Genomic DNA, 15,396 nt, shown 5'->3' on the forward strand with positions numbered 1-15,396 from the left:
CAAACTTTTTAGTTCTAGAAGTAGAAGATCATGATTAAATCTCTTTGGCTTTTTAGTAGTTCAAAATTTGAAAATAAATACATAATTGCTGCTATTTTAATTATTTGCTAATACTCTATTCTGCAAAATTTCATAATTGAAGATTACACTTAAGCAATGTTCCTCCAATCGCTTAACAACTTTAGGTATTTTTAAATAAGCAGCTAAAGCTAAAAATATTTGTAAAGTTTCAGATGTTGTTTGCCAAATCTTGTCAAGAGACTTAGCCCTGACTGTTTGCATATTATGCAGTCTATCAAATAACTTAATTAGTAATAAATCATCTTTCTTTTGCACATATAATATCTTCACCATTTCTACGGCACTAATCTTATGATCTTTCTTAATTCTGGTTAAATCCTCAACATAATAAGCTATATTATCCCCAAATGCTTCTGCTATCATTTTTTGCGTACATTCTGTATCCTCAATAACATCATGTAATATAGCGGTAACAATAATATCAGTTTTAAATATGTAATCAGATACCATATAGGCGACTTCTAAACAATGAGTATAAAATAATTCTCCAGTTCTGCGTTTTTGTCCATTGTGATATTTTTTGGCATAGTAAATAGCCTTAGTAACTTGAGTAAGATTTATCTTATTTATTGCATATTTATTTAATAGCAAAAGTTTTTGTAATAATCTTTTACTATAAAAACAATTTAAAGACTCTTCATACTTATAATTTACTGGATTTTTAACCATATCTTGTCATTCTTTACTCTCATCTATTAAGATTAGTTAACGTAACGGCAATAATCAAGATATTTTTATTATAATAGGTTAGATTTTACCTCAAGTATACGGACTGTTGAAAAAGTATTTTTGTACTCATATCCCTGTTATGCAACGACCTTAATTTTGATAAATAAACACTTACGGAATATAACCTTTAGTTTTGTTGCTGTAACGTATTTAAATCACTTAAGACTCTTTCAATAGTCCGTATAAAGTCTTGTAAAATTTACTTACAAGACCTTAGGTTATTTAGTAATTATTGATGATACATAGGCAATTTTACTGGTATATTACATGTAACAGTTGTACTCTTACCTTCTTCGCTTTCGACATTAATATCTCCACGCATTTCGTTGATAAGTCTTTTAACAAAGCTAAGTCCTAATTTTAATCCTTTATACCCAGTTACAGAATCAAATTCGCTATTCGGATCTCTAATATATTGCTGTATTTCTTCAGACATGCCAATACCTGTATCATGGATAATAAGTTGTAGCACCATCTCCTTATTATCTTCAGCTATAGTAGTAGGAAACAAATTAATTGTCACAATAATTTTGCCTTCTTCAGTAAATTTAACTGCATTAGCTACTAATTGTTCTAATATTGCCTTTATCCAGTAACTATCTCCAATAATAATCTTGACTATATCATACTGAAAATTACAAAAAAGATCTAAACCTTTATCCTTAGCTTCTGGTATAATTTTATTAACAGTTTCATTTACTAATTGCTCTAGATTAAAAGCTTGTAGATCTATGGGAACTAGTTTAGCATCTTTATGCAGCAAATTAACCAGATTATGAGAATAATCTAATAGTCCCTTAGCACAATCTATGACAATATTAGATAAGGAGTTCTTCTTATTAGGATCTTTTTCTACTCCATAAAGTGTCAGTAGCTCAGAGAGCATTTCATTACATGATATATCTAATTTATTACTAATATTTTTAATTAAATCTATCTTAAATATATTAGATTCTTTTAGTTCATGCTTTGCCTGATTGATGTTAATTGACATATTAATTGAAAAAGCTTAATACTAAAAGATTAAAATATTTTATTAAGCTTTTCTATTAAATCTTGTTTTCTATAAGGGTTTTATAGTTAAATTAGATTTAAGTGATGCAAAATTGATATTGTATTTCATTGGTGTTATTTAGCTTCTCTAGGTTTTTTAATATTTCGTTATTTAGTGAGAAATTATTTCTTAAATATATTCCAAATTTAAATATTAAAATACTTAAGAGAAAAATAAATAGCAATGTTATAGTGTAATATGTCATATAGTTTTACCTTTTAAATTATAATTAAAATAATATCCAAATATTTTGGTCTGAAAAAACAGAAATAAAAGATGGTATTTATCCAAGTTGCTGCTGACCAAAAGAAATTAAGAATAAAATTACTGTAATATAAAAATACTGTTCTGCTCTATGTTGTATGGAATACAAATAATTTTGTTGTTGGATGAGAAGCCTATGTACTTCCTCAAAGCCATTTTTAACTTCGAATCTCATACCAGTGAAATAACCAGATATAGAGCCTAATTTACTAATTATATTTCGTAATTGTTCTTTTTCGGTTCTTTGCCTAAATTGTTTATTGTTAGAAGTTCCTTCAAACTTATACCATGACATATTGCCTCCTTAGCCCGGATATTGCATGAGATATAGGAGACAAAATCCTCGTAAAGCTGTATAATACTGGTATTTCATTAGAATAATACAAAGGATTTTGTCATGACAAATTGTATAGCATATAGTTACCAGTTTTCCAAAGTAAAAAATCGGACAATAAAGTAAAAAATCGGACAATAGAGATAAATTTCACTGGAGGTGATATTAGTAGCGATGGAGGTGTGTTGTTATTAAGAGAAGCAGATAAAAGGCTTGGTATAACAGAGGAGCTTGCTAAAATATTTCCTGATAGACGAGATGGTAGTAAAATTACCCATAATATGGCAACAATGCTGAGGCAACGAATTTATGGTATTGCATTAGGTTATGAAGATTTAAATGACCACAATTATCTACGAAAATGTCCTGCTATGCAAACAGCTATGGAAACAATTGATGATATGGCAAGTAGTTCTACCTTATGTCGTATAGAAAACAATGCTGATAGACACTTTGCAATTAAAGTGCATGAACTAATGCTTGATAAATTTATTAAGTCTCATAAAATAGTACCAAAGCAGCTAATACTTGATTTTGATGCTACGGATGATGAAATTCATGGGCAACAGGAAGGTAAGTTTTATCATGGTTATTACGGTCATAATTGCTTTTTACCTTTGTATGTTTTTTGTGGAAAGCATCTGTTAGTTAGTTATCTTAGGACGTCAAAGCAGGATCAAGCAAAACATTCTTGGGCAATATTATCATTGTTAGTAAAACGTTTTCGCCAAGCTTGGCCAGAGGTAAAGATTATTTTTCGTGGTGATAGTGGATTTTGTCGTCATCAGATGTTTGATTGGTGTGATATTCATAATATAAAATATATTGTAGGAATGCCCCAAAATAACAGACTAAATGAGTTACTGAAACCTACAATGGAGAAGTCAAAAGCAGCATTTATTATAACCCAAGAAAAGCAACGTCTTTTTAGTGAGTTTCCATATAAGGCTGGTAGTTGGAGTCATGAACGTAGAATAATTGGTAAGGCAGAAATGACAATGCTTGGAGAAAATCCAAGGTATATAGTAACTAATTTATCAGATAAACCTGAAGATTTATACGACAAAGTTTACTGTGGTCGTGGTGATATGGAAAACCGTATAAAAGAGCAACAACTAGAATTATTTGCAGATCGTACTTCTTGTCATAGATGGTGGGCTAATCAGCTCAGAATGATTTTATCGGGTCTTGCATACACTTTAGTAGAATATATCAGAGGTAATTTATTACAAGGTAGTGCATTAGCAAAAGCACAAATAGGTACAATACGTTTAAAATTATTAAAAATTGGGGTAGTAATTATCCGTAATACTAGGCGTATTAAGTTTTTGTTATCTTCATCATATCCTTACCGACAGGTATGGAATCATGTGATGAAGAAATTAGCATTAGAATAACCTAGATTAGCACTGTTCCCGGTGCTTAGAAAAAATGGGGTAAGGGGCATTACATCTAAAATTTGAAAATAACGGCTTCAAAGCACTTTTTGGCAAAATTTTTACAAAAGTATCATTGCTAATATTATAAATTACTCAATTTCTTACTTTAAATCTCACTTCATGCAATATCCGGGTTAGCCTTTAAAAAGGCGAATAAATTAGCTATAAAAAAGTAAAAATACTTAAATTATCTACATAGGTATAAGGCAGAAGCTAGAATATTGTTGATTTTAGTAGGATAATTAGATATTGTCATAAGGATAGCCTTTAATTATTGGTTCTTGAGTCGGTAAATACTGAATTTGCAAGATGCTATATTTACCGATTCAACTAAATTTTTTTATAAAACCGTTTAAATAGTAATAAATTGTATTTTATTTCTAAATAATAAGGCTTATAAAAAAACATACTTAGCTTTTTGTTTATTTGTTCAGCCTAAAACTTTACCCTTTTATTTTTTGGTAATCATAGGGAGTAAAGCTTTAGACCTAGTAATCGAAGAGTTAATTTCGACTACAATATTTACTTTATTGTAAATACTTAATCATGTCAATAGAAAAATACAGTTACTGGGTTTTTTTTTATTTTATTTACATAATTTCATGGCACTTGCTAATATTATACAAATCTTTCTAAAGAAAAAATTAGAAGAAAATAACTTAAAAAGAAAAATTTTTGCTCAAGAAAGCGGTATTTCTTATAACGCAGTTAATAAACTTATTAATGCAGAAAGATTAAACCCTGACCTTACAACTATTTTAAAGATCGCTAAGTATTTTAACTGTACTATTGATGAAGTTATAGCAAGAACAGATTATTATGTAGCAACACAAAATTATAAATTTAATGATATTTCTTTAGAAGAAGCAATATTAAATTTAAGAAATTATATAAATGATAAGCTACAAAAAAATAATCTTAATCCTTATAAACTAGGCAGAGAAATAGGCTTTAGTGAAAGCCCTATTGTTGAATTTATTAACAATTCTAATAAAAACTTAAGCACTGCGGTAATAGTAGCACTTGCCGATTATTTTAAAATTTCAATTGATGAAACAATAGGTAGAGTTTCACCTTCAAACCAAGAACCGCAACAAACCGTAGAAGAAATAAAAGAACCTTCCAAGTAACGATCATTCATTCATTTACTGATTTTATCCTAATTGTATTGTTTGGTACTTTATAGCTTCTGTGCTATAATGAATTAAATATAATTTAGGTTGTTTATTATGCCAATTTCTCGTTTTTTAGATCCCAAGAATAACTTTGCTTTTATGCAAATCTTCGGTACTGAAAAAAATAAAGATATACTTATTCATTTCCTAAATGATGTTTTAGGTTATAAAGATGAAGAAGAAATTACTGAAATAGAATTTTTACAAACTATTCAAAACCCAGATATTGCTATTTATAAGCAATCTATTATTGATGTGTTATGTAAAGATAAACACGGCGTACAATTCATCGTGGAAATGCAGATAAGCAAACACTCAGGCTTTGAAAAAAGAGCTCAATTTTACGCAGCAAAAGCATATTCTAAACAAATAATCAAAGAAGATGAAAATCATAAGAATATGGCAGTATATGCCAAACTGAAAGGAGTAGTATTTTTGGCTATTGCTGATTTTATTATGTTTCCTGATAAAAAAGAATGGAAATCAACACATAGATTACTTGATACTAAAACTTATGAGAACGATCTAAAAGACTTTTACTTTACTTTTATGGAACTCAAGAAATTCAATAAAACAATTGAACAACTAGAAACTCTTGAAGAAAAATGGGCGTACTTCTTTAAACATGCTCACCATAGTACCTTAGAAGAAATGGAACACTTAATCGGCAGCGATATAATTATAAAAAGGGCGTTTCAAGCAATAGATCAAGCTAGTTGGTCAGAAGAAGAACTACGCACCTATGAAAAAATAGTAAAAGCTGACCTTGATAACCTAGCTGTGGAACAGCAAAAAATCGAAGATGCTGAAATTAAAGTAAAAATTTCTATGGCAAAAGAAATGCTAGCCGATGATGAACCTATAGAAAAAATTGTGAAATATACTAAACTTACTAAAGAAGAAATTGAAAATTTAATATGAATAAATCCCAGATCGAAACTGCTGTTAAATTATTAAAAGAAAATAAGAGTATTTTGTATATCTCGGAAGTTACAGGCTTAACTATTGATCAAATTCAATTAGGCTATAGGTGACGGTAGGATGGATTTTGTGGAAACTCGTTCCCTTTTCATTTTTGTAGTTGTCACTTTATCGTTTTGATGCTATTATACTTCCCATAAAGTTTAACTTTTACTATTTTTTGACAGCAAAAGTTCTGCCTCCAATCATTATAGGAACTTATACTTAAATCTTTTGTAAAAATGGAAAAAAGCTTATTTTGCTCTTATGGTTTTTCTTTGTTATTCCCTTGTGAAACCTTATATTTATAGGCTTTTTTAATAAAATGGCAGCTCTTCGTCTATTCTATAGCACTCCGCCGTTTGGCAGGTTTTAAAAACGATAAAGTGACAACTACAAAAATGAAAAGGGAACGAGTTTCCACAAAATCCATCCTACCGTCACCTATAGCCTAAATCCAGCTTTTAGAAATTTCTTAAGGACTTGTTTATCCATAGGAATATTTTCTAATAACCATTGATGTGAGATTTTATCAAAACACGAATTAATGTCACCTTCAAAGATCCATTGAGCGGATTTGCCTTTACCAAGAGCATTAAAGCATTGCTCCCTAGCGTCTTGAGCAGAACGCTTAGGTCTAAAGCCGTAAGAGTTAAGATCGTTTCGTTCTTCTGCTATAGGTATTAAAGCCATGAGCCACAAGGCTTGCATGGCTTTGTCCTTCATAGTTGGGATTGAAATCGGTCTAAACTTGCCTTTTTGTCTTTTGGGTACATAAATTCTTTTCGTAGGTAATGGGTTATATCCATGTCGTTTAAGTGATAATGCGGCTTGTATTTTCTGTCGAGATGTTCTCCAGATAATACCATCAACACCGGGTGTTTTGCCACCTTTGTTGAGTACAACTCGTTTTACTGCCAAACATTTAGCATAAAACGAGCAAGTTAAGAGTCTTTGTAAAGTTTTCACTCTACCTTTCCTCCCTTCTCGAACTGCCTTAGCAATACGCATTTGTAGCCGAGTTACTTGTTTACTGATTTTATTCCATGAGAGGTTATCCCATATTTCGGTATCAGATGCTGAAGAGGCACCAATCGATATTGCTACCGTTGTCATTTGCGTTTCTCCATTAATTCGGTTCTTCAAACTTTCTTGCTACTTAGGACCAACTGGACGTAGGCTCACTTTCGTGCCTGATCAGATGATCAGTATCCACTCCATTACAGAATGGCATTAGCTTTTTCCAGTATCCCAAACCTGCACAACTATCAATAGTTCTTACGAACTATTTTCCTATTAATTCTTACAATAGGAGTTATACAGGGTTTCCACGTTTCGCCTTAAGAGCATTACTGACTTAGCTGCCTGCTATAAACCGAGGAATTTATTGACTGCGAACGGATTAACCCCGCCATCCGCTCCTATTCCTGATACAATGGTGTCAGCCATTTACCATTGTTGCAGATTACGATCTCTCAATACAGGTTCAAATATTTTCAGCATATCAGTTACCTAGTGCTTACCCGGTTTGTATGACTACCAGGAGGGTGATCTACTCACGTTTCTCATCCCGTACTATTTGTACTTTGCTACGTTGTTCTATCCGCTCTTTATTCAGGATAGTAGGTTCACCTGGCAGTACAGGTGGTAGTATCTAAGCGTACTACAGCTCTACCAACGACCTCGTGTCGCAGGGGGTTTTCTACAGGAAAGGACAATTTTTCTCGCAAGAGGTATTTAGCCCTTTACTTATAAGGCTTTCAGAGGACAAATTGATTTTAAAATCATGAGCTAGTATTACTCTAAAAGCCTGTTAAATCAAGGAATTCGGCTTTGCATAATTTTCATATTTTAAGGCTTGTTTGTAATAGCCCGATAATATACAGATCTGCTAATCCCAACCATATTACAGATTTCGGTTACTGAAAAATCCTTTGATTTTGCTAATGATTTGTAGAAGTCAAGATTTAATCTTACAGACACTATAAATTTTATATCTGAATGTCTGATAAGTTATGACTGTCAGACGAGTACTCAAGATATAAGATTTCGTTATTCTTTTCAACAGCTAATTTTTTACTATCCTTGAAAGTTTGCATAGGAGTTTTTCCATAACAATATTTTCCAGCATGTGGTCTTTCATTATTATAATGTTCTAACCAAATGTCAATATCTAGTTGTAGATCGTCAAGATCAGTATAAATCTTTTTCCGCATAGCTGTATCAAAGAATTCTTGTTTTATAGTTTTATTAAAACGCTCACACATACCGTTTGTTTGAGGAGAATATGCTTTAGTAGTAGTATGCTCTATACCTTCGATACTTAGAAACAATTCAAAAGCATGATGCTCTATATTGCCCTTATATTCACTACCTCTATCAGTTAGAATACGAAGTATTGGTATTTGTTGACTCTCATACCATGGTAATACCCGATCATTAAGCATATCAGCAGCGGTAAGTGCTGTTGTGTGATTTATATACCTTATTACAATCTGGTCGTCAGATGAAGTATTATTTAATTGCATAAAATCTTGATTCATAGAGATTATTACAATAATAATAATTAGGAATATAAATAATAACTAATCATGGACTCTAAAGTTCAGCTTCGTCTGAATTGGATTAAGCTATATAAGCAGTTAAAGCATGCAGGAAAAGTATGTACACATTATGGTATTTCACGTTTTACTTTACGTAAATGGTATAAGCGTTATGAACTGCTTAGTGAAGAAGGGTTGTATAATGTTAGTAGTATCCCAAAAACTTTTCCTACTCAAAAAAGAAGTGAGGCAGACGAGGAGCTTATACTTAATTTAAGAAAAGAAAGAAATTTAGGTGCCAGACGTATTCAGAGTGAGTTAAAACGTTTATATAGTATCTCATTTTCTACAGCTACTATTCATAAAGTATTTAAAAAACATGCAGTAGCACCGCTTCATTTAAAGCGTCATTATCGGAAGCAAATCAAACGCTATAGTTGTAAAGTGCCAGGAGAAAGGGTACAAATGGACGTTTGCAAAATTGCTAATAATTTATATCAATATACTGCTATAGATGATTGTACCAGGTATAAAGCTTTAGCTTTATATAATAGACGCACTGCTGTAAAACTTTGGATTTTTTAGATCAGGTTATAAAACGTATACCATTCCCTATACAACGCATACAAACTGATAGAGGGCAAGAATTTTTTGCTTATGTAGTTCAAGAATATTTAAGAGAACGAAAAATTAAATTTCGTCCTATCAAACCTTTATCTCCTCATTTAAATGGTAAAGTAGAAAGAACACAAAGAACAGATTTAGATGAATTTTACAGCAGCGTTGATCCTAAGGATTCAGAACTCCAAAACAAACTTATGGTTTGGGAAAAATATTATAATCAGCATAGAGTTCATAGCTCTCTCCACGGCAAAACTCCAAATGAGAAATATGAGAATTTAAAACATATTATTCCTTCCATACAAGAAATTAATGATAACTATAATTCAAAAAAAGAACCATTTGCTGTACAAAATTACAAACATGATCAAATGTTAAATGCTTTACTTAGCAAAAAACAATGACTTACGAGGATGTTTATTGTCACAGTAATAAACTAGAAAGTTACAACTTCATCTGACGACCAGATTGTAATAAGGTATATAAATCACACACGTTAGACCTCCTAATTCTTTCAAGTATACTTGCACGTTCTGCTTCTGCTATGCTGCTTAGAATAGTAATCACCATTTTTCCTGTGCTTCCTTCCGTACTAATCCCATCATCTAAAAAACGAATAGCCACGCATTCTCTTATCCCTAATGATGTTGAAGTATACTAACAGCAAGCTCTATTAATTCCTGCTCTATCTCTTTTATACCTAAATATTTTGCAAGAGGTACATAAATTCTAAGTGTTTCCTTAGCCTTTTTTATTTGCTTTATAGGCGGCATATATTTTATTGTGTGCAAGTTATGTAATCTATCTACTAGCTTAATCAAGATCGCTTTTCTGGATTGTTTGCCACAGGTAAGCTTTAATACGATTTCTTCTTCTGTCAATCGATAAATATTAATTGAATCATTGAGCTTTGTAACCTTAGCTACGAGTTGAGAAATATTATGATTAAAGAGAAATGTAATTTTTTCTAAAGTGAACTCCGTATCTTCTACAGTATCATGTAATAATGCAGCTATTATTACTTCTGAATCTAGAGACCAATCTAGTATTATATATGCAACTTCAAGAGGATGAGAGTAGTAAGGTTCTCCTGTTTTTCTTTTTTGATTACCATGATATTTTTTAGCATAATAAATAGCTTGTTTTATTTTAGAAATATCTAACGCAATATTTCCTTTATTCAATAACGAGATTTTACCTAATAGCTTTTCAGAATAATAACATAATTCTAAATAATCATTAATAACTTGCATAAAATCATACTTATTATATATTAACTATAATGATTGAGATTTCTTAACTTAAGTTAAGAATCCCCAAAGCTTTTTATATAATATAATTCAAACATATGACAACAATAAAATTATATTATTTAAATGATTGGAATAAAATAAAATTATATGGGTGGCAAGCTATCTGTGATAAAGGTTTAGTAGCCCTTAACCCGGATATTGCATGAAGTGAGATTTAAAGTAAGAAATTGAGTAATTTATAATATTAGCAATGATACTTTTGTAAAAATTTTGCCAAAAAGTGCTTTGAAGCCGTTATTTTCAAATTTTAGATGTAATGCCCCTTACCCCATTTTTTCTAAGCACCGGGAACAGTGCTAATCTAGGTTATTCTAATGCTAATTTCTTCATCACATGATTCCATACCTGTCGGTAAGGATATGATGAAGATAACAAAAACTTAATACGCCTAGTATTACGGATAATTACTACCCCAATTTTTAATAATTTTAAACGTATTGTACCTATTTGTGCTTTTGCTAATGCACTACCTTGTAATAAATTACCTCTGATATATTCTACTAAAGTGTATGCAAGACCCGATAAAATCATTCTGAGCTGATTAGCCCACCATCTATGACAAGAAGTACGATCTGCAAATAATTCTAGTTGTTGCTCTTTTATACGGTTTTCCATATCACCACGACCACAGTAAACTTTGTCGTATAAATCTTCAGGTTTATCTGATAAATTAGTTACTATATACCTTGGATTTTCTCCAAGCATTGTCATTTCTGCCTTACCAATTATTCTACGTTCATGACTCCAACTACCAGCCTTATATGGAAACTCACTAAAAAGACGTTGCTTTTCTTGGGTTATAATAAATGCTGCTTTTGACTTCTCCATTGTAGGTTTCAGTAACTCATTTAGTCTGTTATTTTGGGGCATTCCTACAATATATTTTATATTATGAATATCACACCAATCAAACATCTGATGACGACAAAATCCACTATCACCACGAAAAATAATCTTTACCTCTGGCCAAGCTTGGCGAAAACGTTTTACTAACAATGATAATATTGCCCAAGAATGTTTTGCTTGATCCTGCTTTGACGTCCTAAGATAACTAACTAACAGATGCTTTCCACAAAAAACATACAAAGGTAAAAAGCAATTATGACCGTAATAACCATGATAAAACTTACCTTCCTGTTGCCCATGAATTTCATCATCCGTAGCATCAAAATCAAGTATTAGCTGCTTTGGTACTATTTTATGAGACTTAATAAATTTATCAAGCATTAGTTCATGCACTTTAATTGCAAAGTGTCTATCAGCATTGTTTTCTATACGACATAAGGTAGAACTACTTGCCATATCATCAATTGTTTCCATAGCTGTTTGCATAGCAGGACATTTTCGTAGATAATTGTGGTCATTTAAATCTTCATAACCTAATGCAATACCATAAATTCGTTGCCTCAGCATTGTTGCCATATTATGGGTAATTTTACTACCATCTCGTCTATCAGGAAATATTTTAGCAAGCTCCTCTGTTATACCAAGCCTTTTATCTGCTTCTCTTAATAACAACACACCTCCATCGCTACTAATATCACCTCCAGTGAAATTTATCTCTATTGTCCGATTTTTTACTTTGGAAAACTGGTAACTATATGCTATACAATTTGTCATGACAAAATCCTTTGTATTATTCTAATGAAATACCAGTATTATACAGCTTTACGAGGATTTTGTCTCCTATATCTCATGCAATATCCGGGCTAAGGAGCTCATCTCTACTATTACCGATGGAGTAATGGAAGATGTAATAAGATGGCAAGCTCGAGCATTAGATAGGATATATCCGATTGTTTATTTAGACTGTATAATGGTAAAAGCAAGAGATAATAATATGGTTATAAATAAAGCTGTTTACCTTGCTATTGCAGTTAATACAGAAGGTAAGAAAGAGTTGCTTGGTATTTGGATTAGCAAAAATGAAGGTGCAAAATTTTGGATGCAAGTTGTAACCGAGCTAAAAAATCGAGGTATAGAACAAATTTATGTAGCATGTATTGATGGGCTTAAAGGCTTTAGAGATGCCATAAACAGTATATTTCCAAATACTATAGTACAGCTTTGTATCGTGCATATGGTTCGTAATTCTGTAAAATATGTTTCTTATAAAGATCTTAAAGAAGTAACGTCTGACTTAAAACAAATCTATACAGCAAATAATGAGAGCATGGCAAATTTAGCATTAGAAGAGTTTGCTAAAAAATGGGATAGCAAATATCCGGTTATTTCTGATATATGGAAACGTAATTGGACTGGAATAGTGCCTTTTTTTGCCTTTCCGGAAGAAATTAGAAGGGTCATCTATACTACTAATACGATTGAATCGGTAAATCGTCAAATCCGTAAAATTATCAAAAATAAGGGAGTTTTTCCAGATGATAAATCTATTACAAAAATCGTCTTTCTGGCCCTAAAAAATGCTGCAAAAAAATGGACCATGCCCATTAGAGAATGGTCCCTTGCTTTAAATCAATTTGAGATACTTTGCGGAGATTTTAAATATGAATTATTAGAAAATGAATTTTAGATACTTACACAAAATTTATGATTGACTCGGTAAGACCGAATTTAATTACTCACCCTTTACTGGAATTTGCCGGTAAATCAGAATTGCCTAGCACTCTTGACGTTTATGCAAATTCTAGTTCTATTTTTCACGGTGAATCTAAAGTAGGAGATTTTAATGTATTTAATCTGCCTGTTATCACCGGTAGAGGCGACTTAGTAGTTAAAACCCTCTTATTAACTAAAGGATTATCCAACTTTTCTTTTGCCTCAGGTATTCAAAGACAAAATTTTGCAGTGAAAAGCAACGAATATCAATATTTTATTACAAATGCCGATTATATGTACGGGATGTCCGATTATTGGACTACCGGTGTGCATTTTGAATCTCTAAAGAGTCTCGGCACAATCGGTACTACTAATAATGTACAAATCGGTAATTATGGGGTAATTACCGCCTCTTTAGCATCTAATATACATAATGTTAATAATGCTCAAAGAGTGCTTATAGGCTATAGTTATGATTCTTCAGGCTGGGATTTTAATGCTAATATAAGTAAAAACGGTAATAATTATTATGATATTTATAACTATTCGCTGCCTGCTACTTCCGAAATAAGCTATCAAATATCAACAGGCTATAATGGTGAAACATTAGGCAGTATTTCAGTTAATTTTTTATCTTTTGCTACAGATACTACTGAAAGGAAAAGTAAGCGTTTGCAGATTATATCAACTAGTTATCAACGAGATATTACACAAAACACTTTTTTTAATATTACTGCCGGAACGGATTTAAATAGAAAGCATAAACATACTTTTGCTTATATGACTTTTGGCATGAATCTTGGCGGTTCAAAAAGTGCTAGTATAAGTAATGCTTATCAAAATAAATATAGCACTAAACAAATTAATTTTTCCTCTCCTATAAGTACACCGCTTGGCTTTGGGTATACCGCAAATTTAATGAAAGGTAAGACTACCGATTATAATATGCAATTTAATAGAAACAGTCAAATCGGTGATGCTGCAGTATATTTATATAAATATGATAAAAATTTAACTTCTCAATTAGAATTTAAAGGAAGTATTGTTACTTTAGATAAAGATTTTTACTTTACTAGACCGATTAATGATAGCCTAGCTTTAGTTAAAGTAGGAAAACTAAAAGATGTTGCAATTTACAATAATAACTTGATAACCGGTTATACTAATAAACAGGGAAAAGTGCTTATACCTAATGTCTTGCCTTATATATCATCTGAAATAAGGTTAGATGACGAAACCCTTCCTTTAGATAGCGAGTTTGAGTCTCTAACTTTAAATGTAGCACCAAAATGGAAAAGTGCGGTTGTAGTAGATTTTGGTGTTACTATAGTCAATAGTGTAGAAATGGTTTTAGTAGATGACAATAAAAAAATCATACCTTTTGATAGAATTGTTACGATTGAAGGTATAGAAGAGGAATTATTTGTCGGATATGAAGGTAAATTATATATACATAATATTAAAGATTTAAAGTCATTAAAAGGTAAAGCTTGTCAAGACGATGATTGTTGCCGCTTTGAGGCATCAATTAATAATGATTTTAATGCCTCAGATTCGATATTGGATTTAGGAGAAGTAGTATGCAAATAATAATAAAATTAATAGTTTTCATCCTCATTAATCTAGCCTTAATTTTCAATAGTTTTGCAGTTTGTACCGCAACTATTCCAACAGTTGCGTTTGGTAATTTTGCTCCTTTTTCCAACACCCCTATACCGGTTACTATTAATATGTCCGTAACATGCACAGGTCTAGTTGGCTTGCTTCTTAATTATAGTGTAGGTTTTAATACCGGCTCATCCGGGACTTTTACACCTCGTCAAATGAAAAGCGGAGTAAAAACGCTTAATTACAATTTATACAAGGATGTAGCTAGAACGCAAATTCTTAATCTCACTAGTATTGTGGTTACCGGTAGTTTCACACTTATTGTCGGTTCCGGAACTAACAACCATACAATATACGCAACTCTTCCTGTGCAACCTCTTGCACAAGCAGGTTCTTACCTTGACACTATTACTGCTACCGTAACATACTGACTATGTTTTAACATTGTATTTGTTAAAAAATATACTTTCCTTAAGGTTATGCGGGAGTGCTTAGTGTCAAGAAAAAAATCTGCTATAATCTTAAATATTTATATTGAATATTATACTATTCTCGTGTCTACTAGGGTATATTTTTGTATTAAAATCTTCGAGGTCATTGCTTGTGCTCTTATGTCATTCCTGCGAAGGCATTGTTGCGTGGAGCGATTTTACTTCGTCATTGCGAGGAGGTGCAGGTTTTGTTTTGTTGCGTGGATAGAGTTTTTGATGTCATTC

12 protein-coding genes and 4 pseudogenes are annotated in these 15,396 nt (G+C 31.6%); 7 read left to right on the top strand and 9 right to left on the bottom strand.

The genetic code is table 11. The features are described 5' to 3' along the window. Positions 1 to 96 precede the first annotated feature (96 nt). The 4 genes from AAGD48_RS01720 to AAGD48_RS01735 form a co-directional block, all read right to left on the bottom strand. Complete coding sequence (locus tag AAGD48_RS01720; protein WP_341790202.1) at positions 97 to 750, bottom strand: HD domain-containing protein; 654 nt, start codon at positions 748 to 750, stop codon at positions 97 to 99. A gap of 289 nt (positions 751 to 1,039) precedes the next feature. Beyond that, positions 1,040 to 1,804 (bottom strand): sensor histidine kinase, encoded by a 765-nt coding sequence (locus AAGD48_RS01725; RefSeq protein ID WP_341790203.1) that lies wholly within the window; start codon positions 1,802 to 1,804, stop codon positions 1,040 to 1,042. A gap of 97 nt (positions 1,805 to 1,901) precedes the next feature. After that, on the bottom strand, positions 1,902 to 2,069 hold the full coding sequence (locus AAGD48_RS01730) for a hypothetical protein (RefSeq protein ID WP_341790204.1): 168 nt from the start codon (positions 2,067 to 2,069) through the stop codon (positions 1,902 to 1,904). Between the two features lie 78 nt (positions 2,070 to 2,147). Next, a complete protein-coding gene (locus AAGD48_RS01735; protein ID WP_341790205.1) occupies positions 2,148 to 2,423 on the bottom strand; it encodes a hypothetical protein in 276 nt (91 codons plus the stop codon). Between the two features lie 176 nt (positions 2,424 to 2,599). Between AAGD48_RS01735 and AAGD48_RS01740 the strand changes: the two genes are divergently transcribed. From AAGD48_RS01740 to AAGD48_RS01750, 3 genes are all read left to right on the top strand, one after another. After that, positions 2,600 to 3,859, top strand: coding sequence for an IS1380 family transposase (locus AAGD48_RS01740; RefSeq protein WP_341790812.1), 1,260 nt, complete (start codon positions 2,600 to 2,602; stop codon positions 3,857 to 3,859). A gap of 644 nt (positions 3,860 to 4,503) precedes the next feature. Beyond that, positions 4,504 to 5,031 (top strand): helix-turn-helix domain-containing protein, encoded by a 528-nt coding sequence (locus tag AAGD48_RS01745; RefSeq protein ID WP_341790206.1) that lies wholly within the window; start codon positions 4,504 to 4,506, stop codon positions 5,029 to 5,031. Positions 5,032 to 5,130: 99 nt separating this feature from the next. Beyond that, positions 5,131 to 5,997, top strand: a complete 867-nt coding sequence (locus AAGD48_RS01750; protein WP_341790207.1) for an Rpn family recombination-promoting nuclease/putative transposase — start codon at positions 5,131 to 5,133, stop codon at positions 5,995 to 5,997. A gap of 483 nt (positions 5,998 to 6,480) precedes the next feature. Here the strand turns inward: AAGD48_RS01750 and AAGD48_RS01755 are convergent, their stop codons facing one another. Together AAGD48_RS01755 and AAGD48_RS01760 are read right to left on the bottom strand one after the other, a co-directional pair. Beyond that, positions 6,481 to 7,152: a reverse transcriptase N-terminal domain-containing protein gene (locus AAGD48_RS01755; protein ID WP_341790208.1), complete on the bottom strand. Its 672-nt coding sequence runs from the start codon at positions 7,150 to 7,152 to the stop codon at positions 6,481 to 6,483. A gap of 875 nt (positions 7,153 to 8,027) precedes the next feature. Beyond that, positions 8,028 to 8,504: pseudogene (locus AAGD48_RS01760) on the bottom strand (integrase core domain-containing protein); the annotation flags it as partial. Between the two features lie 123 nt (positions 8,505 to 8,627). Between AAGD48_RS01760 and AAGD48_RS01765 the strand changes: the two are divergent. Then, positions 8,628 to 9,604, top strand: a pseudogene (locus AAGD48_RS01765) (IS481 family transposase). A 106-nt stretch (positions 9,605 to 9,710) separates the two neighbouring features. Here the strand turns inward: AAGD48_RS01765 and AAGD48_RS10610 are convergent. From AAGD48_RS10610 to AAGD48_RS01775, 3 genes and pseudogenes are all read right to left on the bottom strand, one after another. After that, positions 9,711 to 9,824, bottom strand: a pseudogene (locus AAGD48_RS10610) (recombinase family protein); the annotation flags it as partial. Between the two features lie 14 nt (positions 9,825 to 9,838). Then, positions 9,839 to 10,453: an HD domain-containing protein gene (locus tag AAGD48_RS01770; protein WP_341790209.1), complete on the bottom strand. Its 615-nt coding sequence runs from the start codon at positions 10,451 to 10,453 to the stop codon at positions 9,839 to 9,841. 366 nt (positions 10,454 to 10,819) lie between these two features. Continuing rightward, on the bottom strand, positions 10,820 to 12,133 hold the full coding sequence (locus AAGD48_RS01775) for an IS1380 family transposase (RefSeq protein ID WP_341789277.1): 1,314 nt from the start codon (positions 12,131 to 12,133) through the stop codon (positions 10,820 to 10,822). Positions 12,134 to 12,230: 97 nt separating this feature from the next. Here AAGD48_RS01775 and AAGD48_RS01780 point away from each other — a divergent pair. From AAGD48_RS01780 to AAGD48_RS01790, 3 genes and pseudogenes are all read left to right on the top strand, one after another. Continuing rightward, positions 12,231 to 13,046, top strand: a pseudogene (locus AAGD48_RS01780) (IS256 family transposase); the annotation flags it as partial. Positions 13,047 to 13,063: 17 nt separating this feature from the next. Continuing rightward, positions 13,064 to 14,662 (top strand): fimbria/pilus outer membrane usher protein, encoded by a 1,599-nt coding sequence (locus AAGD48_RS01785; protein ID WP_341790210.1) that lies wholly within the window; start codon positions 13,064 to 13,066, stop codon positions 14,660 to 14,662. Continuing rightward, complete coding sequence (locus tag AAGD48_RS01790) at positions 14,653 to 15,111, top strand: spore coat U domain-containing protein (protein WP_341790211.1); 459 nt, start codon at positions 14,653 to 14,655, stop codon at positions 15,109 to 15,111. Before AAGD48_RS01785 ends, AAGD48_RS01790 begins: the two co-directional genes overlap by 10 nt. The last annotated feature ends 285 nt before the right edge of the window (positions 15,112 to 15,396 follow it).

The organism is Rickettsia endosymbiont of Polydrusus tereticollis (assembly GCF_964026385.1).
In the GTDB taxonomy this organism is placed as follows: domain Bacteria; phylum Pseudomonadota; class Alphaproteobacteria; order Rickettsiales; family Rickettsiaceae; genus Rickettsia.